The 26,330-nt window shown below is 72.2% G+C and carries 28 protein-coding genes and 1 pseudogene; 18 read left to right on the top strand and 11 right to left on the bottom strand.

Features of this window, described 5'->3' with window-relative positions:
- Nucleotides 1-5: 5 nt before the first annotated feature.
- From ACE1OC_RS33930 to ACE1OC_RS33965, 8 genes are all read left to right on the top strand, one after another.
- Nucleotides 6-1,553 carry a TRAFAC clade GTPase domain-containing protein gene (locus tag ACE1OC_RS33930; RefSeq protein ID WP_407840177.1) on the top strand — a complete coding sequence of 516 codons (1,548 nt, stop codon included), beginning with the start codon at nucleotides 6-8 and terminating at the stop codon, nucleotides 1,551-1,553.
- Between the two features lie 59 nt (nucleotides 1,554-1,612).
- Entirely contained in the window at nucleotides 1,613-2,452 is an 840-nt protein-coding gene (locus ACE1OC_RS33935) for a HipA family kinase (RefSeq protein WP_250745251.1), read from the top strand.
- Entirely contained in the window at nucleotides 2,449-2,832 is a 384-nt protein-coding gene (locus tag ACE1OC_RS33940; protein WP_407840178.1) for a DUF3037 domain-containing protein, read from the top strand. Before ACE1OC_RS33935 ends, ACE1OC_RS33940 begins: the two co-directional genes overlap by 4 nt.
- Nucleotides 2,833-2,953: 121 nt before the next feature.
- Nucleotides 2,954-3,715 (top strand): 3-oxoacyl-ACP reductase FabG, encoded by a 762-nt coding sequence (fabG, locus tag ACE1OC_RS33945; RefSeq protein WP_407840179.1) that lies wholly within the window; start codon nucleotides 2,954-2,956, stop codon nucleotides 3,713-3,715.
- A 19-nt stretch (nucleotides 3,716-3,734) separates the two neighbouring features.
- Nucleotides 3,735-4,496 carry an SDR family oxidoreductase gene (locus ACE1OC_RS33950; protein ID WP_250745254.1) on the top strand — a complete coding sequence of 254 codons (762 nt, stop codon included), beginning with the start codon at nucleotides 3,735-3,737 and terminating at the stop codon, nucleotides 4,494-4,496.
- 152 nt (nucleotides 4,497-4,648) lie between these two features.
- A complete protein-coding gene (locus ACE1OC_RS33955; protein ID WP_407840180.1) occupies nucleotides 4,649-6,232 on the top strand; it encodes an ABC transporter substrate-binding protein in 1,584 nt (527 codons plus the stop codon).
- A gap of 171 nt (nucleotides 6,233-6,403) precedes the next feature.
- Entirely contained in the window at nucleotides 6,404-7,075 is a 672-nt protein-coding gene (locus tag ACE1OC_RS33960; protein ID WP_407841767.1) for a uracil-DNA glycosylase, read from the top strand.
- A gap of 93 nt (nucleotides 7,076-7,168) precedes the next feature.
- On the top strand, nucleotides 7,169-7,669 hold the full coding sequence (locus ACE1OC_RS33965) for a hypothetical protein (RefSeq protein WP_407840181.1): 501 nt from the start codon (nucleotides 7,169-7,171) through the stop codon (nucleotides 7,667-7,669).
- A 72-nt stretch (nucleotides 7,670-7,741) separates the two neighbouring features.
- Here ACE1OC_RS33965 and ACE1OC_RS33970 read toward each other — a convergent pair whose 3' ends face one another.
- A complete protein-coding gene (locus ACE1OC_RS33970) occupies nucleotides 7,742-8,329 on the bottom strand; it encodes a hypothetical protein (protein ID WP_407840182.1) in 588 nt (195 codons plus the stop codon).
- Between the two features lie 72 nt (nucleotides 8,330-8,401).
- Nucleotides 8,402-8,926: a DinB family protein gene (locus tag ACE1OC_RS33975; protein WP_407840183.1), complete on the bottom strand. Its 525-nt coding sequence runs from the start codon at nucleotides 8,924-8,926 to the stop codon at nucleotides 8,402-8,404.
- Nucleotides 8,927-9,008: 82 nt separating this feature from the next.
- Here ACE1OC_RS33975 and ACE1OC_RS33980 point away from each other — a divergent pair, with 82 nt between their 5' ends.
- Nucleotides 9,009-9,914 carry a Gfo/Idh/MocA family protein gene (locus ACE1OC_RS33980; protein ID WP_407840184.1) on the top strand — a complete coding sequence of 302 codons (906 nt, stop codon included), beginning with the start codon at nucleotides 9,009-9,011 and terminating at the stop codon, nucleotides 9,912-9,914.
- Here ACE1OC_RS33980 and lnt read toward each other — a convergent pair.
- The 5 genes from lnt to ACE1OC_RS34005 form a co-directional block, all read right to left on the bottom strand.
- Entirely contained in the window at nucleotides 9,838-11,541 is a 1,704-nt protein-coding gene (lnt, locus tag ACE1OC_RS33985; RefSeq protein WP_407840185.1) for an apolipoprotein N-acyltransferase, read from the bottom strand. The two genes, ACE1OC_RS33980 and lnt, sit on opposite strands and share 77 nt — an antisense overlap.
- A 46-nt stretch (nucleotides 11,542-11,587) precedes the next feature.
- The gene (locus ACE1OC_RS33990) at nucleotides 11,588-12,067 is read right to left on the bottom strand and encodes a nuclear transport factor 2 family protein (RefSeq protein WP_351440471.1); all 480 of its coding nucleotides are present in this window, start codon (nucleotides 12,065-12,067) and stop codon (nucleotides 11,588-11,590) included.
- Between the two features lie 69 nt (nucleotides 12,068-12,136).
- Nucleotides 12,137-12,313 carry a hypothetical protein gene (locus ACE1OC_RS33995; protein WP_407840186.1) on the bottom strand — a complete coding sequence of 59 codons (177 nt, stop codon included), beginning with the start codon at nucleotides 12,311-12,313 and terminating at the stop codon, nucleotides 12,137-12,139.
- A gap of 113 nt (nucleotides 12,314-12,426) precedes the next feature.
- Nucleotides 12,427-13,305 carry an undecaprenyl-diphosphate phosphatase gene (locus ACE1OC_RS34000; RefSeq protein ID WP_407840187.1) on the bottom strand — a complete coding sequence of 293 codons (879 nt, stop codon included), beginning with the start codon at nucleotides 13,303-13,305 and terminating at the stop codon, nucleotides 12,427-12,429.
- 48 nt (nucleotides 13,306-13,353) lie between these two features.
- Nucleotides 13,354-14,091 carry a TVP38/TMEM64 family protein gene (locus ACE1OC_RS34005; protein WP_407840188.1) on the bottom strand — a complete coding sequence of 246 codons (738 nt, stop codon included), beginning with the start codon at nucleotides 14,089-14,091 and terminating at the stop codon, nucleotides 13,354-13,356.
- 49 nt (nucleotides 14,092-14,140) lie between these two features.
- On the opposite strand from ACE1OC_RS34005, the gene ACE1OC_RS34010 reads away from it, so the two are divergent.
- The gene (locus tag ACE1OC_RS34010) at nucleotides 14,141-14,869 is read left to right on the top strand and encodes a DNA alkylation repair protein (protein ID WP_407840189.1); all 729 of its coding nucleotides are present in this window, start codon (nucleotides 14,141-14,143) and stop codon (nucleotides 14,867-14,869) included.
- Nucleotides 14,870-15,403: 534 nt separating this feature from the next.
- Nucleotides 15,404-15,955: a pentapeptide repeat-containing protein gene (locus ACE1OC_RS34015; protein WP_407840190.1), complete on the top strand. Its 552-nt coding sequence runs from the start codon at nucleotides 15,404-15,406 to the stop codon at nucleotides 15,953-15,955.
- 86 nt (nucleotides 15,956-16,041) lie between these two features.
- On the opposite strand, the gene ACE1OC_RS34020 is transcribed toward ACE1OC_RS34015, so the two are convergent.
- Together ACE1OC_RS34020 and ACE1OC_RS34025 are read right to left on the bottom strand one after the other, a co-directional pair.
- A complete protein-coding gene (locus ACE1OC_RS34020) occupies nucleotides 16,042-16,293 on the bottom strand; it encodes a hypothetical protein (protein WP_407840191.1) in 252 nt (83 codons plus the stop codon).
- Nucleotides 16,294-16,874: 581 nt separating this feature from the next.
- Complete coding sequence (locus ACE1OC_RS34025) at nucleotides 16,875-17,597, bottom strand: DUF5753 domain-containing protein (protein ID WP_407840192.1); 723 nt, start codon at nucleotides 17,595-17,597, stop codon at nucleotides 16,875-16,877.
- Nucleotides 17,598-17,637: 40 nt separating this feature from the next.
- Here ACE1OC_RS34025 and ACE1OC_RS34030 point away from each other — a divergent pair.
- The 3 genes and pseudogenes from ACE1OC_RS34030 to ACE1OC_RS34040 all read left to right on the top strand — a co-directional run.
- Nucleotides 17,638-18,220 (top strand): annotated as a pseudogene (locus ACE1OC_RS34030) (GTP-binding protein); the annotation flags it as partial.
- Nucleotides 18,221-18,316: 96 nt separating this feature from the next.
- Complete coding sequence (locus tag ACE1OC_RS34035; RefSeq protein ID WP_407840193.1) at nucleotides 18,317-19,216, top strand: patatin-like phospholipase family protein; 900 nt, start codon at nucleotides 18,317-18,319, stop codon at nucleotides 19,214-19,216.
- Nucleotides 19,217-19,283: 67 nt separating this feature from the next.
- The gene (locus ACE1OC_RS34040) at nucleotides 19,284-20,075 is read left to right on the top strand and encodes a spermidine synthase (protein ID WP_407841768.1); all 792 of its coding nucleotides are present in this window, start codon (nucleotides 19,284-19,286) and stop codon (nucleotides 20,073-20,075) included.
- 24 nt (nucleotides 20,076-20,099) lie between these two features.
- On the opposite strand, the gene ACE1OC_RS34045 is transcribed toward ACE1OC_RS34040, so the two are convergent.
- Both ACE1OC_RS34045 and ACE1OC_RS34050 read right to left on the bottom strand, forming a co-directional pair.
- Nucleotides 20,100-21,449, bottom strand: a complete 1,350-nt coding sequence (locus tag ACE1OC_RS34045) for an MFS transporter (protein ID WP_407840194.1) — start codon at nucleotides 21,447-21,449, stop codon at nucleotides 20,100-20,102.
- Between the two features lie 72 nt (nucleotides 21,450-21,521).
- Complete coding sequence (locus ACE1OC_RS34050; RefSeq protein ID WP_407840195.1) at nucleotides 21,522-22,583, bottom strand: hypothetical protein; 1,062 nt, start codon at nucleotides 22,581-22,583, stop codon at nucleotides 21,522-21,524.
- A 95-nt stretch (nucleotides 22,584-22,678) separates the two neighbouring features.
- Between ACE1OC_RS34050 and ACE1OC_RS34055 the strand changes: the two genes are divergently transcribed.
- The 4 genes from ACE1OC_RS34055 to ACE1OC_RS34070 all read left to right on the top strand — a co-directional run bounded on the left by ACE1OC_RS34055 (nucleotide 22,679) and on the right by ACE1OC_RS34070 (nucleotide 26,274).
- Entirely contained in the window at nucleotides 22,679-23,131 is a 453-nt protein-coding gene (locus ACE1OC_RS34055) for a DUF4442 domain-containing protein (protein ID WP_407840196.1), read from the top strand.
- 79 nt (nucleotides 23,132-23,210) lie between these two features.
- Nucleotides 23,211-23,366 (top strand): hypothetical protein, encoded by a 156-nt coding sequence (locus tag ACE1OC_RS34060; protein ID WP_407840197.1) that lies wholly within the window; start codon nucleotides 23,211-23,213, stop codon nucleotides 23,364-23,366.
- 34 nt (nucleotides 23,367-23,400) lie between these two features.
- The gene (locus ACE1OC_RS34065) at nucleotides 23,401-23,610 is read left to right on the top strand and encodes a DUF2191 domain-containing protein (protein ID WP_407840198.1); all 210 of its coding nucleotides are present in this window, start codon (nucleotides 23,401-23,403) and stop codon (nucleotides 23,608-23,610) included.
- Nucleotides 23,611-23,739: 129 nt separating this feature from the next.
- Nucleotides 23,740-26,274 carry a beta-glucosidase family protein gene (locus ACE1OC_RS34070; protein WP_407840199.1) on the top strand — a complete coding sequence of 845 codons (2,535 nt, stop codon included), beginning with the start codon at nucleotides 23,740-23,742 and terminating at the stop codon, nucleotides 26,272-26,274.
- Nucleotides 26,275-26,330 lie beyond the last annotated feature (56 nt).

The raw sequence follows: 26,330 nt of genomic DNA on the forward strand, positions 1-26,330 counted from the left end.
GCGTCATGGATGAAATCATCTCCTTCGTCCTCGTCCCCGCCCTCTACCTCCTCGGGCTCGGCGCGTTCCTGCCCTTCGTCCCGGTCATCGCCGCCCTGCGCGGCCTCGCCCTGGTGATGCAGGTGCTCGCCGGGTACGGACGCACGGTGGTCGGCGTCGTGCACCGGCGCACCCCCGAGTTCCAGACGATCGCCCCCTACCGTCCGCAGGACGAGCAGGTGAAGGCGTACCGCAACTACTTCTTCGGACCGGCCTTCCGCGACCTGCGCCAGATCCTCGTGCTGGAGCGCCGGTCGTACGTCAGGACGGTCGGCGACTCCTTCCGGGCCGTGACCTCGAGTCAGTTCACCGCTCCCGCGCGCAACCGGGCCTTCACCGTGCCGTACGGGCTGGCGCTGTACCTGGGACTCTGCACGGGCCTGGTGGTCGCCCTGCCGCCGCTCGCCGTGCTGCTGGGCCTGCACGCCGTGGTCATGGGCCTGCTGGCGGGCGGGGCCCGGCTCCTCGCCGGTGCGCTGCGGGCCGTCGACCGGGCGGTGCTGTGGGTGAAGCACCTCCGCACGGGCATGCTGTGCCCGCACTGCTTCGAACGCGTCCCCTATCCCGCGTACGACTGCCCGCGTCCCACCTGCCGGCGGCGGCACGCGGACATCCGCCCCGGCACGTACGGCATCTTCCGGCGGCGCTGCCAATGCGGACAGCGCATGCCGACCCTGCTGATGCTGATGAGCCGGGACGCGCGGCTCCAGGCGTACTGCGTCCACCCCCACTGCGGAAAGCCGATGAACACGGACGCCGGCCACATGCCCGAGGTGGTGATACCGCTGATCGGCGGACGGGCGGCGGGCAAGACGCAGCTGATGGCGGCCATGCTGCTTTCCCTGGAGCGCGCGGCGGCGAACGGCGGGCCGGCGCTCACCCTCGCCGACGAGGAGTCGGAGGCCAACTACCAGGTGCTGCGCGAGGTGCTGCGGATGCGCGGGAACACCCGCGCCACCCAGAAGGCCCTGCCCCGGGCGCACTCGTTCGTCCTCGGCGGCGGCCGCTCCCGGCGGCTGGTCCACCTCTTCGACACGGCCGGTGAGCGGTTCGTCGACCGCGAGGAAACCGACGCGCTGCGCTACGCGCGGGCCGCGCGCACCTTCGTCTTCGTCCTCGACCCGATGGCGGTGAAGGAGTTCTGGACCGCAACGGACCCGGCGCCGGGTCCCCTGTTGGACCGCACCCTCGGCTCCACGGTCGATCCCGAGGAGGTCTTCGCCCGGTCGGTCCAGGCGGTGGCCGCGATGGGCGCCCCGCTGAAGCGCGCCCGCCTGGCGGTCGCGATCAGCAAGACGGACCTGCTCGCCGAGCACGGCCTGGTACCGGCCGGCCTCGACGGCAGCGAGGCGCGGACCTGGCTCTGCGAGGTGCTCAGCCTGCAGAGCCTCGTCAGTGCCATGGAGCTGCACTTCCAGGAGGTCCGGTTCTTCCGCACCGCCGCCGTGGCGGACGAGGACGCGCGCGTGGACGACAGCATCGAAGGGTTCACCGAATGGTGCCTGCAGGGGTGAGCGGATGTGCCGCGGATATGCCTTGGATGCGTGGCTCGACGGCCGGATAGCCTGGGGAAATGCTCACAGAAGTGATCGCGACCCGTTACGTCACGCCTCTGCGGGAGGGCGGCTCGCTCCCCGGAATCGTGGAAGCCGACGATCTCGGCACGTACGTCATGAAGTTCACCGGAGCCGGCCAGGGTCGCAAGACCCTGGTCGCCGAGGTCATCTGCGGCCGCCTGGCCCAGCGGCTGGGGCTGCGCGTCCCCAGGCTGGTGCAGATGCAGCTGGACCCGGTCATCGGGCTCGGTGAGCCCGACCAGGAGGTCCAGGAGCTGCTCAAGGCCAGCGGCGGGCTGAACCTCGGGATGGACTACCTCCCCGGCTCCATCGGCTTCGACCCGCTCGCCTATCAGGTGGACCCCGTCGAGGCGGGGCGCGTGGTCTGGTTCGACGCACTGATCAACAACGTCGACCGGTCCTGGCGCAACCCGAACATGCTGGTCTGGCACGGGGACCTCTGGCTCATCGACCACGGCGCCACCATGATCTGGCACCACAACTGGCCCACCGCCGAGAGCGCCGCCGCCAAGCCCTACAACGCCTCCGACCACGTACTGGCCCCGGTCGGCCCGGACATCGCCGCGGCGGCGGCCGCGCTCGCACCGCTGGTCACCGAGGAGCTGCTCACCGAGGTCGCCGCCGACGTGCCCGACGAGTGGCTGGTCGACGAGCCGGGCTTCGACTCCACCGACGCGCTGCGCCGCGCCTACGTGGAGGCCCTGCTGCCGCGCGCGGCCACGATCCACGAGAGGATCACGATGGAGGCCGAGGCGAAGGTCCGGTCGGGTCCGCCCGGCTGGCTCGCCGACCGCCTCGACCCCCGTCCCCGGAAGATGAAGAGCGACAGCGAGTGATCAAGCGGGACGTGTTCGAGTACGCGGTGGTGCGTGTGGTGCCCCGGATGGAGCGCGGCGAGTGTTTCAACGCCGGCGTGATCGTCTACTGCCGGGCGCGGTCCTACGTCCGCGCGCGCACCCACCTCGACGAGGCCAAGCTCCTCGCCCTGGACCCGAAGGCCGACGTGGCCGGGGTGCGGGCCGCCCTGCGCGGGGTCGAGGGCGTGTGCGCGGGCGGCGAGTCCGCCGGCCAGGCCGCGGGTGACGATGCGGGGCGGCGGTTCCGGTGGCTGATCGCGCCGCGCAGCACGGTGGTGCAGCCGGGCCCCGTCCACACGGGACTGACGGCGGACCCCGCCGCCGAGGTGGAGCGGCTGCTGGACCTGCTGGTCCGGTAGTCGGCCGGATCTGCTCCCCGTTGACACGGAGTGCCAGGGCTCCTAGCGTCTCCTCAGCTGAAGCTACTAAGCGGTTGCTCACCCATGAGGGGCCGCTTTTCCGAGGGCGAGGAGATCCAGCATGTCCACCACCGAGCAGCGCGTCGCGATCGTGACCGGGGCGGCCCGGGGCATCGGCGCCGCCACTGCCGTACGCCTGGCCGCCGAAGGCCGGGCGGTCGCCGTCCTCGACCTGGACGAGGCGGCCTGCAAGGACACCGTGGAGGCGATCACGGCGGCCGGCGGCACGGCCGTCGCGATCGGCTGCGACGTCTCCGACAGCGCGCAGGTGGAGGCGGCCGTCGAACGGGTGGTGACCCTGCTCGGCGCCCCGACCATCCTCGTCAACAACGCGGGTGTGCTGCGGGACAACCTGCTCTTCAAGATGAGCGACACCGACTGGGACACCGTCATGAACGTGCACCTGCGCGGTGCGTTCCTGATGTCGAAGGCCTGTCAGAAGCACATGGTCGCGGCCAAGTTCGGCCGGATCGTGAGCCTGTCCAGCAGCTCGGCGCTCGGCAACCGCGGCCAGGCCAACTACTCGGCGGCCAAGGCGGGCCTGCAGGGCTTCACCAAGACCCTGGCCATCGAGCTCGGCAAGTTCGGCATCACCGCGAACGCCGTCGCCCCCGGTTTCATCGTCACCGAGATGACCGCCCACACGGCCGCCCGGGTCGGCATGGACTTCGATGACTTCCAGGCCGCGGCCGCCACCCAGATCCCGGTGCAGCGCGTCGGGCGCCCGGACGACGTGGCCAACGCGATCGCCTTCTTCACCGGCGAGTCCGCCGGCTTCGTTTCCGGCCAGGTCATGTACGTGGCCGGCGGCCCGCTCAGCTGACGAGAGGCAGGCGCACGCTATGACGTACGACGGAACGGACAGCGGCAAGGTCGCGCTGATCACCGGTGCGAGCCGGGGCATCGGCTACGGCATCGCCGAGGCCCTGGTGGCGCGGGGTGACCGGCTCTGCATCACCGGCCGGAACGAGGAGGCCCTCAAGGAGGCCGTCGAGCGGCTCGGTGCGGACCGGGTGATCGCGGTCGCGGGCAAGGCGCACGACGAGGCCCACCAGGCCGTCGCCGTGGAACGCACGATGGAGGCCTTCGGCCGCGTCGACTTCCTGATCAACAACGCGGGCACCAATCCGGTCTTCGGGCCGATCGCGGACCTGGACCTCGGGGTCGCCCGCAAGGTCTTCGAGACCAACGTGATCTCGGCGCTCGGCTTCGCCCAGCGGACCTGGCACGCCTGGCAGAAGGAGAACGGCGGGGCGATCGTCAACATCGCCTCGATCGCCGGCGTCTCCGCCTCGCCCTTCATCGGGGCGTACGGGATGAGCAAGGCGGCCATGGTCAACCTGACGCTGCAGCTCGCCCACGAGATGGCGCCGGGGGTCCGGGTCAACGCGATCGCGCCCGCGGTGGTCAAGACCAGGTTCGCGCAGGCGCTCTACGAGGGCCGGGAGCAGGAGGCCGCTGCGGCGTACCCGCTGGGCCGCCTCGGGCTTCCGGAGGACATCGGAGGGGCCGCCGCGTTTCTTACATCTGCACAAGCGGAATGGATCACGGGACAAACTCTCGTCGTAGACGGGGGAATGTTCCTTAATGCCGGGGTGCATTGACCGATAATCGGACGCATTTGCCTCCGAAGGGGAGGCAAATGCGTACCGAATGGGTACTAAATCGGTCAAGTGCCGCACGAAACCTACCCATTGGTTTCGTGATGCTCTGCGGTAGGGTCTGCCGCACCCCTGGCTGATCGAGGAGCGTGCACGTGTTCAACCGGACCAGATGCCTGCAGATCACTGCGGCCCTTGCGTCCATATCCCTGCTCTCAGGATGCGGCCTGTTCTCGGACGACGGCGGCAATGGAGAACAGCGGATTGTCGTCGGAACGACGAGCGCACCCACGACCCTCGATCCCGCCGCGGCCTGGGACGGCTCCTGGGAGCTCTACCGGAACGTCTACCAGACCCTGCTGGCGTTCCCCACGGGTGCCACCAAGCCCCAGCCGGACGCCGCCTCGAACTGCGAGTTCACCGACTCCGGGAACGAGTCGTACCGCTGCACCGTGCGCAAGGGCCTGAAGTTCTCCGACGGCGAGCCGCTCGACGCCAAGGCCGTCAAGCACTCCCTGGACCGGATCAAGACCATCGACGCCCCGTCCGGCCCCAAGGCCCTCTTCGGCAGCCTCGACAAGATCGAGACCCCGGACGCGCAGACGGTGGTCTTCCACCTGAACACCCCGGACGCCACCTTCCCCTTCGTGCTCGGCTCCCCGGCCGCCTCGCTCGTCTCGCCGAAGCAGTACCCGGCCGACAAGCTGCGCGAGGGCGACAAGGTGACCGGCTCCGGCCCGTACACCCTGGAGTCGTACAAGGAGGCCGGCGAGGCGGTCCTGAACCGCAACGAGAGCTACAACGGCTTCGCCAACCGCCGCAACGGCGGGGTCACCATCCGTTACTTCGCGGACTCCAAGAAGATGATCGCGGCCCTCAAGGGCAAGGAGATCGACGCGACCTACCGCGGCCTCTCCGCCGACGAGGTCAAGGACCTCCAGGCCCCCGCCTCGCACGACGCGGGCGTCCAGGTCGTCGAGAACGTCGGCTCGGAGATCCGCTACCTGATCTTCAACCCCACGGACCCGCAGGTCGCGAAGGTCGAGGTGCGTCGGGCGATCGCCCAGATCGTCGACCGCGGGGCGCTCGTCTCGAAGGTCTACCAGGGCACCGCCGAGCCGCTCTACTCGATGGTCCCCAAGGGGGTCGTCGGCCACAAGACGCCGTTCTACGACTCCTACGGCCAGCCGGACGTGGCCAAGGCCAAGAAGGCCCTCAAGGACGCCGGGATCCCCACGCCGGTGAACCTGACCTTCTGGTACACCACCGACCGCTACGGCGCCTCCACCGCGGACGAGTTCACCGAGCTCAAGCGTCAGCTCGACGAGAGCGGACTCTTCAAGATCACCCTGCGCGGGCAGCCCTGGAAGGACTTCCAGGCCGGCTACAAGAAGGGCGAGTACCCCGTCTTCGGCCGCGGCTGGTTCCCCGACTTCCCGGACCCCGACAACTTCATCGCGCCGTTCGTCGGCAAGGAGAACGCGGTCGGCACCCCGTACGAGACCGCGGAGATCCTGAACGTGATCCTGCCCAAGTCCCGCCGCGAGAGCGACCGGTCGGCCGGCATCCACGAGTTCGAGAAGGCCCAGCAGATCTTCGCCGACGACGTCCGGCTGCTGCCCCTGTGGCAGGGCAAGCTGTACGTCGCCGCCCGCGACGACATCGCCGGCGCCGAGCGGGCGCTCGACCCGCAGACCGTCATGCAGCTGTGGGAGCTGTACCGCAAGACCAGCTGGTAGCAGGCCCGTACACCGCCCGCCCGTCCGCACCGCCCACCCCGGCGGGGCGGGCGGGCGTCGCGTTGTCAGTGGCCACCGGTAAGTTCTGGACCAGTCGCGCGAAGCAGTTGCGCGAGCGCGCAGACGTGACGTATCGAAGAACGTGTACCGGAGGTTGTCGCCGTGACCCAGATGCTGCCCGAGTCCTGGCTCCCCGTCCTCGGCGGAGAGCTGGACCAGCCCTACTTCAAAGAACTCACCGAGTTCGTCGAGAAGGAGCGGGCGAACGGGCCGGTCTACCCGCCCCGCGAGCAGGTCTTCGCGGCCCTGGAGGCCACGGCGTTCGACGAGGTGAAGGTGCTGGTCCTCGGCCAGGACCCGTACCACGGCGCGGGCCAGGGCCACGGACTGTGCTTCTCCGTGCAGCCCGGCGTGAAGACCCCGCCCTCGCTGCGCAACATCTACAAGGAGATGCAGGCCGAGCTGGGCACCCCCATCCCGGACAACGGCTATCTGATGCCGTGGGCCGAGCAGGGCGTCCTGCTGCTCAACGCGGTCCTCACCGTCCGCGAGGCCGAGCCCAACTCGCACAAGGGCAAGGGCTGGGAGAAGTTCACCGACGCGGTGATCCGCGCGGTGGCCGAGCGCCCCGACCCGGCCGTCTTCGTCCTCTGGGGGGCGTACGCGCAGAAGAAGCTCCCGCTGATCGACGAGGAGCGGCACGCGGTCGTCAAGGGCGCCCACCCCTCGCCGCTGTCGGCCAAGAAGTTCTTCGGCTCCCGGCCCTTCACCCAGATCAACGAGGCCGTCGCCGCCCAGGGCCATGCGCCGATCGACTGGCGGATCCCGGACCTGGGCCGATGACCGACCGCGCCTAGGCGGCATTGCAGGTGCCTCCGGCTAGCGTCTTGATGATCAGACCGGAGCAGGTCTGACGGGAACGAGCCGGAGGCCGCGTTGACGGAGCAGCAGGAGGCGTCGGAGGACGCCGTCATGACCAGGATCGGCCAAGCGGCCATCCTGCTGCACGCCGGCGACCGCGAGGAGGCCCGCAACCGGCTCGGCGAGATCTGGTCGGAGATCGCCACGGAGGGCGACTCCCTGCACCGCTGCACGCTGGCGCACTACCTCGCCGACGCGCAGGACGACCCCGCCGAGGAGCTGGCCTGGGACCTGCGGGCGCTGGCCGCAGCGCACGCCGACTCCGACGGTCCCGGTCCGCCCTCGGCCGTGCGGGTCTTCTACCCGTCGCTGCACCTGAGCCTGGCCGCCGACTACGTGAAGCTACGGCGCCCCGAGGCGGCCAGGATCCACCTGGCGCGGGCCCGCGCCGCCACCGGGGCCCTGGCCGACGACGGGTACGGGAACGGCGTACGGGCCGCCATCGCCCGGCTGGAGCGCCGGCTCGCGGAGGAACCGGGGGAGGAGCCCCGGCCGTTCCCGGAGCAGAACCAGTAGCGGAGCCGGGGGAGCGGGGCCGGGACCGGGACCGGGACCGGGGGAGAGTGACCGGGACCGGAGGCCGGGCCGTCAGCCGCCCTGGACGCCCGCGCAGATTCGGGCCTCCGGGCTGTCCGGATGCCAGCGCCCGTGCCGGCGGCCCAGCGCGCACACGTCGGCCGGCCGCACCGGCAGCTCCCGCACCAGCTCCCGCGGCACCTCGGCACCCTCGGACCGGGGCCGCCCGGGGTGCTGCCCGCCGGGACGCCCGTCGGAGCGGTCCCGCTGCCCGCCGTGCTGCCGGGGCTCCGGGATGTCCGGAACCGGCGCAGCGGCCGCCGGGGCTCCGCGGCCTCCGGGCCGCCCGTTCCCGGCCGCCTCCGCGGCGGGGTCCGCGGCCCGCGGGACGGCGGCCCGGCCGGACGTGGAGGGCGCCGGCCCGGCAGGCCGCCCGGGCAGCGCCTCCACGGCCTCCAGCGCCTCCAGGGCGGGTGCCCGGACGACCACCGGCGCGGCCCCCGGACCGCCGCGGGGCTCGTGCCGGGGCGGCGCGCCCGGGGTGCCGGGGGCGGGCGCCGGCTGCACGGGGGGCGGGGTCACGTTCACGCAGCCGGAGACGGCCGAGACCGCACAGGCGACGCCGAGCAGCAGTTTTGTCGTGGTTCGGGTTGGATGCACTCACACAACTCTGCTGTGCGAGGACCCCGTTGCGAAAACCCGGAGCCGATATTCACCCCGCACGGGTGACGGCTACTCGCCCGTGGCGCCGTCGAGGTGCTCGCGCAGCAGGTCGGCGTGGCCGTTGTGGCGCGCGTACTCCTCGATCATGTGGGTGTAGACCCAGCGCAGGCTGAACACCTCGCCCCGGCGGTGGCTCTCGGGCTTCGAGGCGAGGTCCAGGGAGCGGCCGGCCGCGGCCTGCCGGGCCAGCTCGATCTCGGTCTGCCAGACCCGCTCGGCCTCGGCCCAGGTGTCCGCGTCGGAGAAGTGGAAGTCCCCGTCCGGGTCGTCAGCCGTGCAGAACAGCTCGGGCAGGTCCTCGTCCAGCATGATCTCCCGGAACCAGTACCGCTCCACCTCGGCCATGTGGCGCACCAGCCCCAGCAGGCTCAGCTCGGACGGCAGCAACGGGGTGGTGCGCAGCTGCGCGTCGGACAGTCCCTCGCACTTCCAGGCCAAGGTGGAGCGGTGGTAGTCGAGCCAGCCGTCGAGCATCTCGCGCTCGTCGGCCGTGGTGGAGGGTTCGGAACGGTGGGATCCGTCACTGATCGTCATGGGGCCCATCCTGGTCGAACCCGTGCGTGGTCACCACCGATTAGGCTGCGTACTCCCACAAGGAACGAACCTGGAGGTCCCGGTGAAGGTCGGCTGTATCGGACTCGGCGACATCGCGCAGAAGGCGTACCTGCCCGTCCTGACCACCCGCCCGGGGCTCGAACTGCACCTGCAGACACGGACCCCGGCCACCCTGGAACGGGTCGGCGCCCAGCACCGGGTCCCGGCCGAACGCCTGCACACCGACCTGGACTCCCTCATCGCGCAGAAGCTCGACGCGGCCTTCGTGCACGCCCCGACGGCCGTTCACCCGGAGATCGTGGAACGGCTGCTGGAAGCGGGCGTGCCGACCTACGTCGACAAGCCGATCGCCTACGAGCTCGCGGAATCGCGCCGCCTGGTCGAACTGGCCGAGGAACGCGGGGTCTCCCTCGCCGTCGGCTTCAACCGCCGCCACGCGCCCGGCTACGCGCAGTGCGCCGACCACGCGCGCGACCTGATCGTCATGCAGAAGAACCGGGTCGGCCTGCCCGAGGACGTCCGGACCTTCGTCCTGGACGATTTCATCCACGTCGTCGACACGCTGCGCTTCCTGCTGCCCGGCGAGGCCGACCAGGTCGACGTACGGGCCGTGGTGCGGGACGGCCTGATGAGCCAGGTGGTGCTCCAGCTGTCGGGTACGGGCTTCACCGCGCTCGGCATCATGAACCGGCTCTCCGGCTCCACGGAGGAGGTGCTGGAGGTCTCCGGGCAGGACACCAAGCGCCAGGTCGTCAACCTCGCGGAGGTCATCGACCACAAGGGCCAGCCCACCGTCCGGCGGCGCGGGGACTGGGTGTCGGTGGCCCGCCAGCGCGGCATCGAGCAGGTCGTCGACTCCTTCCTGGAGGCCGTCGCCGCGGGCACGACCCTCAGCGCGCGCGACGCGCTGCTGACCCACGAACTGTGCGAGCGGGTCGTGCGCTCGGCTCTGGACCAGGCGTCCTGAGCGACTCCCCGAGGGGCGCGGCGGCCGGATCACCGGCCGGCGCCCCGAGGGGCCGCCGGAGCCGTGCGGAGCGGGCGCCCGCGACCGTGCAGTACGCGGCCAGGGCGACCAGCGCCGCGCCCACCGCCCAGTCCCCGAAGCGGACGTAGAGGGTCGTGCCCCGGGCGAGCGGGACCTCGTACACCCGCGCCGTCCGCGCCGAGGTGGACAGCGCGGAGCCGATCCGCTCGCCGGACGGCCCGTGCACCGCACTGACCCCGGTCAGCGCGGCGTGCACCTCGGGCCGCCCGGTCTCCGCCGCCCGCAGCGCGGACAGCGAGGCGTGCTGGGCCGGGGCCCAGCCGTCCTGGAAGGTGGACGTGGCCGACTGGTCGATCAGCACGGCGGCTCCGTCGCGGACGAGGCGGCGGCTCATGTCGGGGAACGCCGACTCGAAGCAGACCAGCGGGCCGAGGCGGACGTCCGCCCGGCCGGGCAGGTCCATCAGGACCGGTGCGTCGCCCGGGACCCGGTTCTCGTCCGCCGCCTTGCCGACCGAGGTGGCCCAGCCCAGCAGCTCGCGGGCCGGCACGTACTCCCCGAAGGGGACCAGGCGCATCTTGTCGTACCGGTCACCGGTCGGGCCCGCGGGACCCACGAGCACCGCCGATTTGCGGATCCCCGGCCGGTCGGCGGCCCGCGCGTCCACGTTGACCAGCAGCGGAGCACCCACCCGCGCCGACAGGTCGGCGAGCCGCCGGGCCAGGTCCGGGCGGGCCGTCAGGTCCTCGCCGACACTGCTCTCGCCCCACACCACGAGGTCGGGGCGGAGCCCGGCCGCGGTCCCCGTGGGCGGCTGCCCGGTCGAGGGCCCGGTGGGCGGCTGTCCGGCCAGGGCCCCGGTCAGTTGCTCCCCGACGGCGAACCGCCGTTCCGCGCTGTCCGGGCCGTCCTCGACCGGACCCGGCTGTACGACGGCCACGCGCAGCACCCCGGAGACCTCCGGGCGGGGCGCCCACAGCCACACCACCCCCGTCAGCACCGCGCAGCCCGTCACCCCGGCCAGCGCCGGAACCCGCGCCCCCGGCGCCGTGAGCAGCAGCGCCACCGCACAGTTCACCGCCACGACCAGCAGGCCGACCAGCCAGACCCCGCCCACCGAAGCGAGCCTCAGCGCGGGCGCCACCTGCCACTGACTGGCACCGAGCAGCCCCCACGGCCCGCCCAGCCCCTGCCAGGACCGGGCCAGCTCCGACAGCAGCCAGCCCGCCGGTACGAGGACCAGCGCGGCGCCCGCCCGGACACCGCCGGGCCGTCCGCCCAGCAACTCCCGCACCAGCAGGGCCCAGGGGATCCAGAGCAGGCCCAGCAGCCCAGCCAGCACGAGGAGGAACACGTGCAGGCTGGGCAACAGCCAGTGGTGGACGGCGAAGACGAAGCCGGCGCCGCCGAGCCAGCCCTCCAGGGCGGCGCGCCGGCCGGTGGGAGCCGACCGCAGCAGCAGGATCCAGGGCACCAGGGCGACGTAGGCGAACCACCACAGCGCGGGGGCGGGGAAGGCGAGGCAGGGCAGGGCTCCCGAGGTGACCGCCGCCGCCGCACGCCACCCGGGAACCCGCTTCGGGACCGCCGGGACCATCGGCATCATGAAGGGCCTCCGCTTCCAGTGTGGAACAGCCCTGACCGTCGAACCATCAGAACGACATGTGCCGCCACTTCTCGTGGACGGTGACCCGCGAGAGCCGCCACCCGGACCGGGCGGTACGGGTGACGGCGAAGGTGTAACGGCCCGCCGCGACGAAGTTGGGCGCGGTCACGGGGGGCCCGCCGTCGTCGGGCTCCTCCCCGGCGAGCCGCATGGGATTGAGGAAGTCGGCCCGGACCTCCGCCGTGTCACCGGGGGAGCCGCCCAGGTCCGCGATCCGGATCAGCCGGTTCACGATCAGGTGCTGGCGCACCGGGAACAGCTTCATCGTCTCCGCGAGCCAGTCCGCGACCTCCCCGGCCGGGCCCTCGATCCCGCCGGCCGAGGCGTAGTCGGCCCGCCCGCCCGGGGCGAACAGGGCGCGGTAGGCGTCCCAGTCCCCGTCGTCCACGGCGATGGCGTATCCCGTGACCAGCTCGTCGATCGCCAGTCGGTCCATCACGCCCGCAAGGTCCACACGCTGCGTCATCGGGTCAGTGTGGGGGCGGGGGCCGCGAAGGCCAAGGGGCGTGCGCGGCCCGGATGCCCCGGCGCCCGATCAGTGACCGGAACGCGCCTCCCGCGGACGGACCACCACGAGGTAGGCGTCGGTCGCCAGATCCATCACCACCTCCGCGGGCACGCCCTCGCGGGTCCGCTGCGCCGCGTACTCCTCGGCCGGCCAACTTCCCCTCGGACTTCCGGCCGGAAACCGCTCCAACACCACTCGACCCATGGGACACCCCCTGCTGTTCGTCTTCAGGTCTCTCCCTCCACAACGACGCGGAGGCCGCCCGGGAACGTTCCCGGGCGGCCTCCGATTCACGCGAAGCGGTGAGCGCGGCCGTACTAGCCGGCCGACTCGCCGGCGTGGGGGCTGAGCACACCCATGCCGATCAGCACGAACAGCAGGATGCCGAGCAGGACCCGGTAGATCACGAAGGGCATGAAGCTCTTGCTGGAGATGAACTTCATGAACCACGCGATGACCACGTAGCCGACGATGAAGGCGACGACCGTCGCGAAGATCGTCTGAGGCCATTCGATGTGCCCGGGGTCCTCGATCACGTCCTTGATCTCGAACAGGCCCGAGGCCAGCACGGCCGGGATGGCGAGGAGGAAGGAGTAGCGGGCCGCGGCCTCGCGGGTGAAGCCGAGCAGCAGGCCGCCGGAAAGCGTGGCACCCGACCGGGACACACCCGGGATCAGGGCCATCGCCTGGCAGAGACCGAAGATGAGGCCGTCCTTGACGCCCAGTTCCTTCAGGGTCTTGCGCTCACGGATGGCGCGGTGCCGGCCGCCCTCCTCGTCGCGCGCGGCCAGCCGGTCGGCGATGCCGAGCACGATGCCCATCACGATGAGGGTGGTGGCGATGAGCCGCAGATCGCGGAACGGGCCCTCGATCTGGTCCTTGAAGGCGAGGCCGAGGACACCGATCGGGATCGAGCCGACGATCACCAGCCAGCCCATCTTGGCTTCCTGCTCGGAGCGCAGCGCCTTCGTGTACAGCGAGCGGAACCACGTGGAGATGATCTTCGCGATGTCCTTGCGGAAGTAGATCAGTACGGCGGCTTCGGTGCCGATCTGCGTGATGGCGGTGAAGGCCGCTCCCGGATCGTGCCAGCCGGCGAACGCCGCGGTCAGCCGCAGATGGGCGCTGGAGGAGATCGGGAGGAACTCCGTAAGCCCCTGGACGAGACCGAGGATTAGGGATTCGAACCAGCTCATGTCGGGGTGCGCTCGTCCTTGTGATCGTCGGGCAGTTCGCGTCCGATGCTAGGGCCCGTGAGGTGCGGCCGTGACCACAGGGGGGTGTACGGCCGTCAGTTCCCGTGCGGACACGGGCCGCTCGGGCTTCCGTACGGGCGCCAGCCGGTGCCGCTTGCGCCAGGCGACGACCGCCGCCCCCACCGCGGAGAGGGCGATGAAGCCGAACGAGGCGAGGAACGCGGGGGAGGTCGGGGAGGAGGCGCTGGCCCCCGCGATCACGTACGCGGCGGTGTTCGGGACCACGCCGATCGCGGTGGCGAGGAGGAAGGGGAGCCAGCCGCACCGGGACAGCGCGGCGGCGTAGTTGGCCACGGCGAAGGGCAGGCCGGGGAAGATCCGCACCGCGAGCATCGAGCGGAAGCCGTGCCGGGCCAGCTGGTCGTCGGCCGCCTGCAGCAGGCGGCCGCGGATCAGCGGACGCAGGGCGTCACGCCCCATCATCCGGCCGAGACCGAAGGAGATCCCCGCGCCGACGACCGAGCCGCCGACCGCGGCGACCAGGCCGAACTGGGAGCCGAAGAGGGCCCCCGAGGCCAGGTTCAGCAGCGGGCGCGGCACCAGGGCGGCCGTGCACACCCCGTACGCCGCGGCGAAGAGCAGGACGGCGGTGCCCACCGGGAGCCCCGGGGGCCAGCCCTCCGAGAGCAGACGCTGGGGCTCGAACAGCACGACGCAGACGCCGGCCGCGAGGAGCAGCACGACGAGCAGCGAGAGCCGCGTCCACGGCGCCAGGAGGAGGGACATTCCGGGAGACTAACCGACCCCCCTGTCCGAGCGCCGTAATCTGGGCCTCATGCAGTCGAACGACAGCCGGCCTCCGCAGGTTCCGCACAGCGACCTGGCCGACCTGTTGATGCCGCGGCTCACGGAGTCCTACGGCGCCGCGGCCGACGCGGGCCGGGCCGGGCCCATGGCCGCGTACATGAAGGACGTCTCGCCCTTCCTCGGTATCCCCACCCCGCTGCGCCGCGAGCTGTCCCGGGCCGTGACCAAGGGCACCCCGAAACCGTCCGAAGCGGACTGCGCGGCCCTCGCGCTGCGCTGCTGGGAGCTTCCGGAGCGTGAGTACCGCTACTTCGCCGTCGACTACCTGCGCCGGCATGTCTCCCGCTGCTCCTCCGGCTTCCTGCCCGTGGTCCGGCACCTGATCGTGACCGTCCCCTGGTGGGACACCGTCGACCTGCTCGCCGCGCACACGGTCGGGCCCCTCGTGGCGGCGGACCCGACGCTCGCCGCCGTCATGGACGAGTGGATCGGGGACGAGGACCTGTGGGTGGCCCGCACCGCCCTGCTCCACCAGCTCCGGTACAAGTCCGCGACCGACACCGACCGGCTCTTCGCGTACTGCCGCCGCCAGAGCGGGCACCCCGACTTCTTCGTCCGCAAGGCCATCGGCTGGTGCCTGCGCGAGTACGCCAAGATCGACCCCGCCGCCGTACGCGCCTTCGTCACCGCCGAGCGGGAGTCGCTGTCCCCGCTCTCGGTGCGCGAGGCGCTCAAGAACACCGGCGGGGCCGAGTAGTTCACTGGCCCCGCCGACCCGGGTCCGGCAGGATCGGGCCCATGTCCAGGCAGACCTTCCCCGAAGCACCGTCCGCAGTCGCGGACGCGCCGAAGGCTGCCGTCCCCGCACTGCTCGCCGCAGGCGCATCCGCATTCGGCGGCGCACGAAGCTGACCCTTCCCGGATCGTCCGGCGGACCCCACAGGGGGAGGGTCGGTTCGCTCAGGGGTCCCGTCATTCTTCAGCTTCGGAATCACACGGGAAGACATCATGGCCAAGACGGCCTTCGTGCGCACCAAGCCGCACCTCAACATCGGCACCATGGGTCACGTCGACCACGGCAAGACCCGCTAGCCGTACCCTACCGCGATGCTCCTGACCAGCAAAAAGGCCCCGGCGAGCACTCGCGGAGGAGTGCCAGCCGGGGCCGTGGCCGCGACCAAAAGAGTGCCTCTCATCCCTCAAAGGTGAGAGGGGACCATACCGGGGGCAGGCCTCCTGGGCTGGTTCGCTTCATCAAGCGTGAGCCTCACCCAGTCGAAAGGAATTCAGGATGCGAACGAACATCGCTGTCCGCCATGCCCTGATCGCCGCGCTCATCCTCTCCGGTTCCGCCCTGACCGTCCCCTCGGCCTACGCAGCCGATGCCGACCAGCTCGCGCTTCTCAAGAGGAGCGTGTCGGAGTGGAACCAGTGGCGTACGGACAACCCCAACGTCACGCCCGATCTCACCTCAGCCGACCTCGCCGGAACGAATCTGCTGGGGGCTAACCTCTCCAGCGCTGACCTAACCGACGCCACCCTGACGGACACGAACCTCACCGAGGTGAATCTGACCGGCGCCAAGCTCAGAGGCGTGAAGGCGACGGGCTCCCTCCTCTTCAGCGCCGTCCTCGACAACGCCGACGCCAACGGCGCAAACTTCGAGGGCTCCAACCTCTCCAGCATCAAGGGCCGGCACACCATCTTCGCCAGCGCCGATCTCAGGAACGCCAACCTCTCCGACGCCGACCTCGCCGAGGCCGACCTCAACGGCGCGAACCTCGCAGGCGCCAACATGAGCTGCAAAAACCACGAGCTCTGCACGACTACCCCTGCCGGGTGACCGTGGAACGAATGCGGCACCGCAAGTGACAGGCCCCGGAAGGTCCCTCTCAGCTCACAAGTGGGAGGGACCGCTCAGCTTAGTCCCTAGCCTCTCCCGCCTGGGAGCAGGTCGCGCGCCGTCTTCATCAGCACCTCGTCAACGATCCGCCTGAGGTGCTTCTTACCCTTCTCGTCCTCGTACTCCTCAGAGCCGTTGGTGAACGTCAGGCGGCCCGTATAGACCTCGGAGTGTCCGTACATGAAGGAGCTGCCCTTGTCGCCGTCCGCGTCGCCCCGGGCGTAAACCTCCAGGTGCCATTCCGTATCGTGAAGGATCAGACTCCCGGGCTTGAACACCGTGAGCGAAGACCAACCGGTGCACAAAATCCAGTTCACCCGTCGGGGAGGTCTAGCCCCGTGCCTGCCCGGTGGGGTTGGCAGGCAGGCACGGGAGTCTGTTAGGCCGTTCGGGCCGGGTCCGCCTCGCAGCCGCAGCCCGTGAACCGGCAGGGCATCAAGTGCGGTTCCTTGGCGGCCTCTTCTGGCTGGCCGGCCGCCGGGGCTGATTCGACGTCAGCGGCCTCGGTTTTGATGCGGTACGACCACCAGGTCGCGCGCTCTGCGCTCCGCCGGGGTCAGCACGCGGGTCAGTTCTTCGCCGCCCGTTTCGAGCCGTCCGGGTCGGCGCAGTCAATGTGCCGATAGACGACGACCGGGCCCGCCGGAGTCGGCAGCGTGCCACGCTTGCAGCGGTGCAGCGTCCCGATCGGGGTCATGCACGCCGGACAGCTCGTACCCCTCGGCGCAAAGGTCTCGTACTCCCATTGGCTTGCGTCTGTCGCGATCTTCCCCGCCGTCATATCGCTGTCCCCTCGTCGTCCGCCTGCCTCGACGGTAGGGATCGACAGAGAGCAACACCTAGGAAATTCTACCGAGTTCTACGCCGGTTCCAGCTCGGCGGCGGCTGCGGAGATCAGCGCGCGGGCGTCCGCCCCGTAGACGGCCAGCTTGGCGTACTCGCCGAACGCCTTGAGGTACTGGCGCACTTCAGTCGGGGCTGTCACGTTCACCTGAGCGGTTAGCAGCTCGACTTGGGCCTGTTCCTCGTCGTAGACGCTAAACGTCTCGATCACCCACATGCGGCGGTCGGAGCTGAAGGGGATCACCCCGAAGGAGACGCGCGGGTACGACATCACGGTCAGCAGGTGTTCGAGCTGCCCGGCCATTGTCCCTGCGTCGCCGACGCGATGCCGTAGGGCCGCCTCCTCGACCAGCAAGGAGAACCGGTGGTTTCCCTCCCGGATCACGCGGGAGCGCTCCAGGCGAGCCGCCACGGCCTCCGCAATGTCGTTGCGGGTACCCCTGAACTCAGAGATGGACGACAGCAGCGCGGCGACGTACGGGCCTGTCTGGAGGAGCCCCGGAATGACGTTGGAGCTGTAGACCCGGAACGCCTTGGTGCGCTCGAACAGCGGCACGTACGACTCTTGGAGCCGACGCATGCCGGTGCGCTGCAACCGCCGCCACTCGACGTATGCGTTCTCGGCCGTCCGGGATGCGGCGATCACGTCGGCGGCCTGCTCTTCCGCCTCGCAGGCCCGGCACCACGCCCTGATGTCGTCGTCACTCGGGGGCGTGGTGCCGCTCTGGAGCCGAGACACCTTGGACGCATACCAACCCGTCCGCCCGGCGACGTCCTTCACCCGGCACTACGCCCACGTGGACATGCCGGGCCACGCCGACTACATCAAGAACATGGTCACCGGCGCGGCCCAGCTCGACGGGGCGATCCTCGTCGTCTCCGCCCTCGACGGGGTCATGCCGCAAACCGCCGAGCACGTCCTGCTCGCCCGGCAGGTGGGCGTCGACCACATCGTCGTCGCGCTGAACAAGGCCGACGCCGGGGACCCCGAGCTCACCGACCTGGTCGAGCTGGAGGTCCGCGAGCTGCTCACCGCTCACGGCTACGGCGGGGACGGAGCCCCCGTCGTACGGGTCTCCGGGCTCGGGGCGCTGGACGGCGGCGCGGGTGTACCTGCTGTCCGCCCGCGAGGGCGGCCGCACCACACCGGTGGCGACCGGCTACCGGCCCCAGTTCTACATCCGCACCGCCGACGTGGTGGGGAACGTGGACCTGGGCGGGGCGGGCGCCGCGAGGCCGGGCGACACGGTCACCATGACCGTCGAGCTCGGGCGGGACGTCCCGCTGGAGAGCGGACTCGGCTTCGCGATCCGCGAGGGCGGCCGCACCGTCGGGGCCGGGACGGTGACCGAGGTCGGGTAGCGGGCCCGTAGCGGCCCGGCGGTACCCGCTGTGGTGGCGGTGGTCGGCTTGCGCCAGACTGCCGTCACCACAGGCAAGCGGGGAGGGGAGCGGTTCGTGAACGACGGCAGCGTGGGCGAAGGCGGCGGCGAGGGCGGCGGCGAGGGCAAGGGCACGGCTCTGGTGCTCGGCGGCGGCGGGCTGACCGGCGTCGGCTGGGAGGCCGGGATGCTCTACGGGCTCGCCCGCGCGGGCGTCGACCTGACGGGCGCCGACCTCGTCGTCGGGACCTCGGCGGGCTCGGTCGTCGGCGCGCAGCTCACCTCCGGACTGCTCACCCCGCGGGAGCTCTACGAGCGCCAGCTCGGTGACCCCGGCGGGGAACTCCCCGCGAAGCTGGGGGCCTCCCTGATCGGGCGGTACGCCGTCGCGATGGTGCGCTCCCGCGACGCGAAGTCCTACCGGCGCCGGATCGGCGCCTTCGCCCTCGCTGCCGACACGGAGCCGGAGGGCGTGCGCCGCAAGGTGTTGGAAGCCCGGCTGGTGTCGCACGACTGGCCCGAGCGGCGCCTCGTCGTCACGGCGGTGGACGCGCTGACCGGCGAACTCGCCGCCTTCGAGCGCGGGAGCGAGGCCGGGCTGGTCGACGCCGTCTCGGCGAGCTGCGCCGTCCCCGGGGTGTGGCCGCCCGTGACGGTCGCCGGACGCCGGTTCGTCGACGGCGGGGTCCGCTCCGCGACCAACGCCGACCTCGCCTCCGGCTACGGGCGCGTGGTGATCCTCGCGCCGATGGCCACGGGCGCCGGGCTGATCCCCTCGCCCGCGGCGCAGGCCGCGCGCCTGCGGGAGGCCGGCGCGAAGGTGCTGCTGATCACCCCGTCGCCGCAGGCCCGTAAGGTCTTCGGACGCAACGTACTGGACCCCGCGCGCCGCGATCCCGCCGCGCGGGCGGGGCTGGAGCAGGCCGCGGAGCACGTGGAGCAGGCGCGCGAGGTGTGGGCGGCTCCGAGGGCCTGACAATGGTGCGGTGAGTGACGAACAGATCCCGGTGATCCGGGACGTGGCCCAGGGCACCGCCAAACTGATGCCGGACATCGACCGCGAGCGGGCCTGGCTGCTCACCGTGGACGGGGCGCCGCAGTCGTACGTGGACCTCGACGACCCGGAGCACCTGGAGTTCGAGTACGTACGCCGCCTCGCGCACGTCCTGGACTGCGTGGCCGAGCCGGGGGCCGCGCTGGACCTGCTGCACCTGGGCGGCGGCGCGCTGACCCTGCCGCGGTACGCGGCGGCGGGCCGGCCCGGGTCGCGGCAGGACGTGGTCGAGTTCGACGCCGGGCTCGTCGCGCTGGTCGGGGAGTTCCTGCCGGTCGCGGCCGGGAGCGGCATCACGGTGCACGTCGCCGACGCGCGGGCCTGGCTGGCCGCGGCGCCGGACGCGAGCGCTGACGTGGTGGTGGGGGACGTCTTCGGGGGATCCCGGGTGCCCGCTTCGCTGGCCTCGGCGGAGTACGCCCGGGAGGTGGCGCGGGTGCTGCGGCCCGGCGGGGTGTACGTGGCCAACCTCGCCGACGGGGCGCCGTTCGGCTTTCTGCGGGGGCAGCTCGCGAACTTCGGTGCGGCCTTCGGGGAGTTGGCGCTGATCGCGGAGCCGGGGGTGCTACGGGGGCGGCGGTTCGGGAACGCGGTGCTGCTGGCTTCGCAGCGGGAGTTGCCGGTGGCGCCGCTTTCGCGGGTGTGCGCGGGGGACGCGTTTCCCGCGCGGGTGGAGAGCGGGGCGGCCCTCGCGCGGCTGATGCGGGGTGCCCTGCCGGTGGCCGACGCCGATGCGGTGGCTTCGCCCGAGCCGCCGGAGGGGGCGTTCAGCCTCGGCTGAGGCGGCTCCGCTCCGCCCCCCGCCTCAGACGGCGGCGGGGCTGGGGTCGGCGGGGCTGGAGTCGGCCGGACCTGGCTTCGCCAGGTCGGGGGCGCCGGCGCCGGGCCCGTGCACGGCGTGCGGTTTGCGGGTCATGCGGCGGACGTCCGGGACCAGGAGGACGGCGGCCGTCACCACGACCACCAGGGCCGCGCAGCCCCAGAGGGCGGAGGTGCGGCCGATCGCGGATTCGACCGGGCCGGCCACCGCCGTGGCCAGCGGGAGCATCGAGAGCGAGCCGAACCAGTCGTAGGCGGAGACGCGGGAGAACATCTCCTCCGGGATCTCCTGGTGCATCGTCGTCATCCAGCTCACGCCGAACACCTCGATGGCCGCTCCGCTCACGAACATCACCACGCACAGCCCCCACACCGGGAGCGGCACCGCCAGCCCCGCGGAGGGGAGCGCCAGCGGGAACACGCACAGGGTGCCGGCCAGCAGCAGGCGGCGCGGTTTCCAGGCCATCATCAGGACGGCCCCGCCGATGGTGCCGAGGCCGAAGAAGGCCAGGGCCACGCCCCACGGAGCCGCCCCGCCCAGTCGCTCCAGCGCGACCAGGGGCCCGTAGACCGCTTCGGCGGCGCCGACCACGGCCACGACGACGGAGAACTGGAGCACGATGCTCCACAGCCAGGGGCGGCTCCTGAACTCCACCCAGCCCTCGCGTAGATCCTTCAGCAGGCCGCCGCCGGGAGCGCGTTCGGCGATGTGGCCGACATCCAGGAAGGCCCGTAGGGCTCCGGCGGCGGCGAAGGCGGCCGCGTCCACGGCGAGCACCCAGCCGGGGCCCAGCAGGGCGACCATGGCTCCGCCGAGGGCCGCTCCGCCGACGCCGGCGCCGTTCATCGCCATCCGGAAGAGGGCGAAGGCGCGGTTGGCCTGCGGGCCGGAGACGCTGGCCATGAGCATGCCTTCGGCGGCCGGGTTGAAGAAGGCCGTACCGGTGCCGCACAGGGCCGTGAGCAGCATCATCTGCCACAGCTGCGGATCGCCGGTCAGGACGAGGAAGGCGAAGACGGCCTGCGAGACGCCGTTGAGGGCGTTGGCCGCGACCATGACGTGGTGGCGGGGGATCCGGTCGGCGATCGCTCCGCCGATGAGCAGGAAGAGGACGAGCGGCAGCGTACGGGCGGCGGCCACCAGGCCGACGTCGCCGGCGGAGCCGCCCGCCTGGACGACCGCGAAGGCGGTCGCGATGAGCGCCCCGTGGCTCCCGAGGTTCGTGATGACCGCGGCACCCGTCAGGAGGGTGTAGTTGCGGCCGGCCCACTCGGGCCTCCGGCGCGCGGAGGAGGGGCGGACGGGACCGGGGGAGGAGGCGGGGGAAGAACTCACCTCCGGACTATCCCGGTCCCGGGCCGGGAATCCAAACGGATTTCCGGCCCGGGAGGGAGGGGCGGGGGAAGATCAGCTCGCTTGGAGGCGGACGCTGCTCAGGATCTTCTCGTAGATCTCCTTGCTCACTTCGCCCGGGACGCCGGCGGCGCCGTAGAGGACCCAGGTGGAGAGGTCACCGTTGGTGGTCAGGAAGCTGAAGGCCACGGACTTCCCGTCCGTGGAGCACTTGTTCTCCTTGGGCAGGCCGCTGACGGTCGCGGTCGCCATGTGGCCCTTGAGCCCGGAGGAGGTCGTGTACTCCTTCGCCTCGGTCACCTTGGTGGTGCCCTTCGGCGCCTTCTGCGCGTACGCGGCGAAGGCCCAGTTGCCCGCCTCGTTGTACGCGGCTTCGGCGGTGCCCTTCGCACCCATGCCGCCCTTGGTTCCGGTGCTCGCCAGCTCGGTCGACTCCTCCTTGCCGTCCTTGTTGGCGTCGACCTTGCACCAGTCCTCCTTGAGGATGGCGGGCGCCCCCATCATGACCAGGGGCTTGTCGTCGCTGCTGTTGTGGTCGTCGAAGCCGATGGACAGGCCCGAGGACTTGACCTCCCAGTCCGGCGGGACGTCGAAGGCGGTGCCGTACTTCGGGTTGAGGACGACCTTCCAGCCGGGGATCACCGGCTTGGCCTCGGTGTTGCCGCGCGGGTTGGCGCTCGGGCTCGCCGGGGCGGGCGCACCCGAGGAGGCCGGGGCGGAGGAGGAGGCGCTGGGCTTGTCGTCCGCCTGGTTGGAGGTGTCGTCGTCCCGGGTCAGGACGAACGCCCCGGTGGCGGCGGCCGCCACGACGACGGCCGAGGCCGCCACGATGGCCACGGTCTTGGTCGAGAACGGGCTCCCGCCGCGCGGGGGCGGGGGCGGCGGAGTGCCGCCCCACTGGGGTACGGGAACGGTCGGGGGCTGTTGGCCCCATCCCTGGGGAGCGGGGGGCTGCTGCGGGTACCCGTAGCCGGGCTGCTGCTGCTCCCCGTACGCCGCCGTCGGCGGCTGCTGCTGGTACGGGTTCGGCGTTCCCGGCTGCTGCTGGTACGGGTTCTGATGCGCGTCCTGGGGGTTGGGTTCTCCCCCGGGCGGCTGCTGCTGTCCTGGCCACATGGCCGGTAACGATAGTGGGAGTGCGCGCGGGGAGCCACGGCCACCCCCGGCCGGGTCTGGCCAAGGGTGACTACTCGCGGGTAACATCGCGTCCCATGAGCGCTGACCAGATGAACGTGGGCGAACTGCTCGCCGCGACCGTGCCGATGGCCAAGACCCTGAACCTCCAGTTCCTGGAGACCACCCCCGAGCGTGCCGTCGTCCGGCTCCCGGACCAGCCGGACTTCCACAACCACCTCGGCGGCCCGCACGCCGGCGCCATGTTCACCCTCGCCGAGTCCGCGAGCGGCGCGATCGTCCTGGCCGCCTTCGGCGACCAGCTCTCCCGCGCCGTGCCCCTCGCGGTGAGCGCGGAGATCGGCTACAAGAAGCTCGCCAAGGGCGTCGTGACGGCCACCGCCACCCTCGGCCGCCCGGCCGCCGACGTCGTCGCCGAACTCGACGCGGGCGGCCGCCCGGAGTTCCCCGTCACCATCGCCATCCAGCGCGAGGACGAGGCCGTGACGGGCGAGATGACCGTCGTCTGGACCCTGCGCCCCAACGCGTAGTTTCCGACCCGGGGCGGAGCGTGTCGCGGGTGGTTGCACGGCATACCTGCGGCACGCTCCTTCCTCGACCGGCGTCTCCTTGACGGGCGATGCACACTCCACCGCCGAGCGGCGGATCCGCAGCGGCCCGACGTCGTGGGCGGACGCGCCCGCCGAGGACGGCGCCTGGGGTGCACCCTCCGGCGCCGCGGGACGGGTGGTCCGGACGCTGCGCCGCGCGGCCTGCGCCCGCTAGAGTCCCTCCTCCGAGGACGGATGGAGGGGGTCCCGTGCCGGGCCGAGCCAAGATCAGCATCAGTCTCGACGCCGAGCTCGTGGTGGAGGTGATGGTCCTCGCCGGGATCGGTTCGCCCCAGGACGCGGTCGAGGCCGTCGTACGGGACTACATCGAGCGCGGCCACCGCACCGAGGCGCGGGTCCAGCTCCAGGACGAGCCCCGGCGCGAGGCCGACCTCGGGCAGCCGCCGCCGCAGGGCTGAACATCGGCGTCGCGGTGGCGCGCCTGAAGCGGGCCCGCGCGGCGGGCGGCGCACAGTGGGCGGCGGGAGCGGTCCGGCGCGGGCCGCTCCCGCCACCTGACGCCGATGCCCACGCCGCAGGGAGCGCCCATGAGCGAGGCCGTGTCCAGACGCCGTGCGATGCGCCTCCTCGGGGCGTTGGGCGGCCTCGGCGCCGCCCTCGGCGCGGCCGGCTGTGTGCCCGCGCCGCCGCCCGGCGCGCAGCCCCGTAAGGCCTCCGCCTCCGGCGCGTCCCCCGCCGCCGCTCCCGCGGCCGGCAGCGCCGCCCGGGTCGACGCCCTGCTGGACCGGCTCACCCTGGAGGAGAAGACCGTCCTGCTGCACGGCGGCCCGGACCCGGAACCGCTCGGCCAGGCCGGCTACGTGCCGGGCATCGCGCGCCTGGGCATCCCGGCGCTCCGCCTCGCCGACGGCCCGGCCGGGGTACGCGTCGCCAAACCCGCCACCGCGCTGCCCGCGCCGGTCCTGCTCGCCTCCGCCTTCGACCCGGCGCTCGCCCGCGCGTACGGGAGGGTCATCGGCCGCGAGGGCCGCGCGCTGGGCATCGACGTGCTCCTCTCGCCGATGGCCAACCTCATCCGCACCCCGTACGCCGGACGGAACTTCGAGACGTTCTCGGAGGACCCGAAGCTGACGGCCGACCTGGTCGCCGAGGTCGTCCGGGGCATCCAGGACGAGGGGCTCATCGCCACCGTCAAGCACTTCGCGCTCAACAACCAGGAGAAGGGCCGCGACACCGTCGACGTGATCGCCGCCGAACAGACCCTCCACGAGACGGAGCTACGGGGCTTCGAAGCCGCCGTGGCCGCCGGGGCCGGCGCCGTGATGGGCGCCTACAACAAGGTCAACGGGGTCTACGCCTGCGAGAACAAGCCGCTCCTACACGAACTGCTCCGCGGGCGCTGGGGGTTCGACGGCTGGGTGATGTCGGACTGGGACGCCACCCACAGCACCGTCGCCTCGATCGGCGCCGGCCTCGACATGGAGATGCCCGCGGGCACCCACTACGGCGCCCCGCTGCGCGAGGCGGTGCGCGGCGGCTCCGTCCACGAGGACACCGTGGACCTCGCCGTACGCCGGATCCTGACCACCATGGACCGCTTCGGACTGCTCGCAGGGCACCCGGCCGCCCGGCCCGCCCGGGACGCCGCCGCCGGGGCCCGCACCGCACGGCAGATCGCCACCGCCGGAGCCGTCCTGCTGCGCAACGAGCGGGCCACCCTCCCGCTGGCGGGCTCCGCCGCCCGCTCCATCGCCGTGATCGGCCCCACCGGGCGGACCCCCTTCGTCGGTGGCGGCGGAAGCGCCCACGTGGTGCCGAACGCGGCCGCCGCCCCCCTCGACGAGATCCGGCGGCGGGCCGGGAGCGGCTCCACGGTGGGCTACGCCCTCGGCGAGGACCTCTACGGGCGCCCGTTGCCGGCGAAGCTGCTGGCGCCCGACGCCGGACTCGACGACCGGGCGGTGGCACCCGGGCGCACCTGGGGCTATGAGGGGACTTTCCGGCTGGCCGCCGACGACGAGTGGACCCTGCTCGTCCACTACACCGGGAAACGGCCGGCCGTCCGGCTCGACGGGGAGGAGCTGTTCCCCGTACGGCAGGGCGTGGCCGAGCAGTTCGCCGGGGGACTGCTCGGCGCCGCGCCCGACGGCCGCACCGTGCGCCGCCGCACCCTCGCGCTCAAGGCGGGCGACCACCGCCTCGCCGTCTTCGCCGAGGGCGGGCCCAAGGGGCAGCGGCTGCGGCTGCGGCACACCACGAAGGCGACCCGGGCCGCCGACGTCGCCGAGGCCGTCAAGGCGGCCAAGGCGGCCCGCAGCGTGGTGCTGTTCGCCTACGAGGACGCCACCGAGGGCAGCGACCGCACCTCCCTGGGGCTCCCCGGCGGCCAGGCGGCGCTGATCGAGGCGGTCGCCGCCGCCAACCCGCGCACCACGGTGGTGCTCAACACCTCCTCCGGTACGACCATGCCGTGGCTCCCGCGTACCGGAGCGGTCCTCCAGATGTACTACCCGGGGCAGGAGGGTGCGGCCGCCACCGCCGACGTGCTGTTCGGCGACGCGGAACCGGGCGGCCGCCTCACCCAGACCTTCCCGGCCGACGAGCGGGCGACCCCGGTCGGCGCGGACCCGGTGCGCTACCCGGGCGTGGGCGGGCGGCAGGAGTACACCGAGGGGGTGCATGTGGGCCACCGCTGGTACGACCAGCAGCGGGTGGCTCCGCTGTTCCCCTTCGGGCACGGGCTCTCGTACACGACCTGGGCGTACGAGAAGCTGGCGGTCCGGCGGGGCGGTGCGCACGGGAAGCACGGCGGGCTGCGCGTGGAGTTCACCGTCCGCAACACCGGACGCCGCACGGGCACGGAGGTGGCCCAGGTCTACGTGGGCCCGTCCCCGGACCTGAAACTGGACCAGCCGGTCCGGGCCCTGGCCGGGTACCGGCGCCTCACCCTCGAACCCGGCGAGGAGCGGCGGATCGTCATGGACCTCGACGCGCGCACCCTGTCCTCCTGGGATCCCGGGCGGGACGCGTGGGTGGTGGGGACGGGACGCCGCGAGGTGTTCGCGGGGCGTTCCTCCCGCGAACTGCCGCTGCGGGCAAAGACTGTGGTGGCGACCGGATAGGCTGCCCGTTCGGCCCGCCACAGGGGGCGGGCCGGGCGGAACAACTCGGGAGGACG

The organism is Streptomyces stoeckheimensis (assembly GCF_045822005.1).
In the GTDB taxonomy this organism is placed as follows: Bacteria; Actinomycetota; Actinomycetes; order Streptomycetales; family Streptomycetaceae; genus Streptomyces; species Streptomyces stoeckheimensis.

Coding starts and splice junctions, on each gene's coding strand:
- ACE1OC_RS33930 (WP_407840177.1), top strand. CDS start 6: ATGGATGAAATCATCTCCTTCGTCCTCGTCCCCGCCCTCTACCTCCTC.
- ACE1OC_RS33935 (WP_250745251.1), top strand. CDS start 1,613: ATGCTCACAGAAGTGATCGCGACCCGTTACGTCACGCCTCTGCGGGAG.
- fabG (WP_407840179.1), top strand. CDS start 2,954: ATGTCCACCACCGAGCAGCGCGTCGCGATCGTGACCGGGGCGGCCCGG.
- ACE1OC_RS33950 (WP_250745254.1), top strand. CDS start 3,735: ATGACGTACGACGGAACGGACAGCGGCAAGGTCGCGCTGATCACCGGT.
- ACE1OC_RS33960 (WP_407841767.1), top strand. CDS start 6,404: ATGCTGCCCGAGTCCTGGCTCCCCGTCCTCGGCGGAGAGCTGGACCAG.
- ACE1OC_RS33975 (WP_407840183.1), bottom strand. CDS start 8,926: ATGACGATCAGTGACGGATCCCACCGTTCCGAACCCTCCACCACGGCC.
- lnt (WP_407840185.1), bottom strand. CDS start 11,541: ATGATGCCGATGGTCCCGGCGGTCCCGAAGCGGGTTCCCGGGTGGCGT.
- ACE1OC_RS33990 (WP_351440471.1), bottom strand. CDS start 12,067: ATGACGCAGCGTGTGGACCTTGCGGGCGTGATGGACCGACTGGCGATC.
- ACE1OC_RS33995 (WP_407840186.1), bottom strand. CDS start 12,313: ATGGGTCGAGTGGTGTTGGAGCGGTTTCCGGCCGGAAGTCCGAGGGGA.
- ACE1OC_RS34000 (WP_407840187.1), bottom strand. CDS start 13,305: ATGAGCTGGTTCGAATCCCTAATCCTCGGTCTCGTCCAGGGGCTTACG.
- ACE1OC_RS34005 (WP_407840188.1), bottom strand. CDS start 14,091: ATGTCCCTCCTCCTGGCGCCGTGGACGCGGCTCTCGCTGCTCGTCGTG.
- ACE1OC_RS34010 (WP_407840189.1), top strand. CDS start 14,141: ATGCAGTCGAACGACAGCCGGCCTCCGCAGGTTCCGCACAGCGACCTG.
- ACE1OC_RS34015 (WP_407840190.1), top strand. CDS start 15,404: ATGCGAACGAACATCGCTGTCCGCCATGCCCTGATCGCCGCGCTCATC.
- ACE1OC_RS34040 (WP_407841768.1), top strand. CDS start 19,284: ATGCCGGACATCGACCGCGAGCGGGCCTGGCTGCTCACCGTGGACGGG.
- ACE1OC_RS34050 (WP_407840195.1), bottom strand. CDS start 22,583: ATGTGGCCAGGACAGCAGCAGCCGCCCGGGGGAGAACCCAACCCCCAG.
- ACE1OC_RS34055 (WP_407840196.1), top strand. CDS start 22,679: ATGAGCGCTGACCAGATGAACGTGGGCGAACTGCTCGCCGCGACCGTG.
- ACE1OC_RS34070 (WP_407840199.1), top strand. CDS start 23,740: ATGAGCGAGGCCGTGTCCAGACGCCGTGCGATGCGCCTCCTCGGGGCG.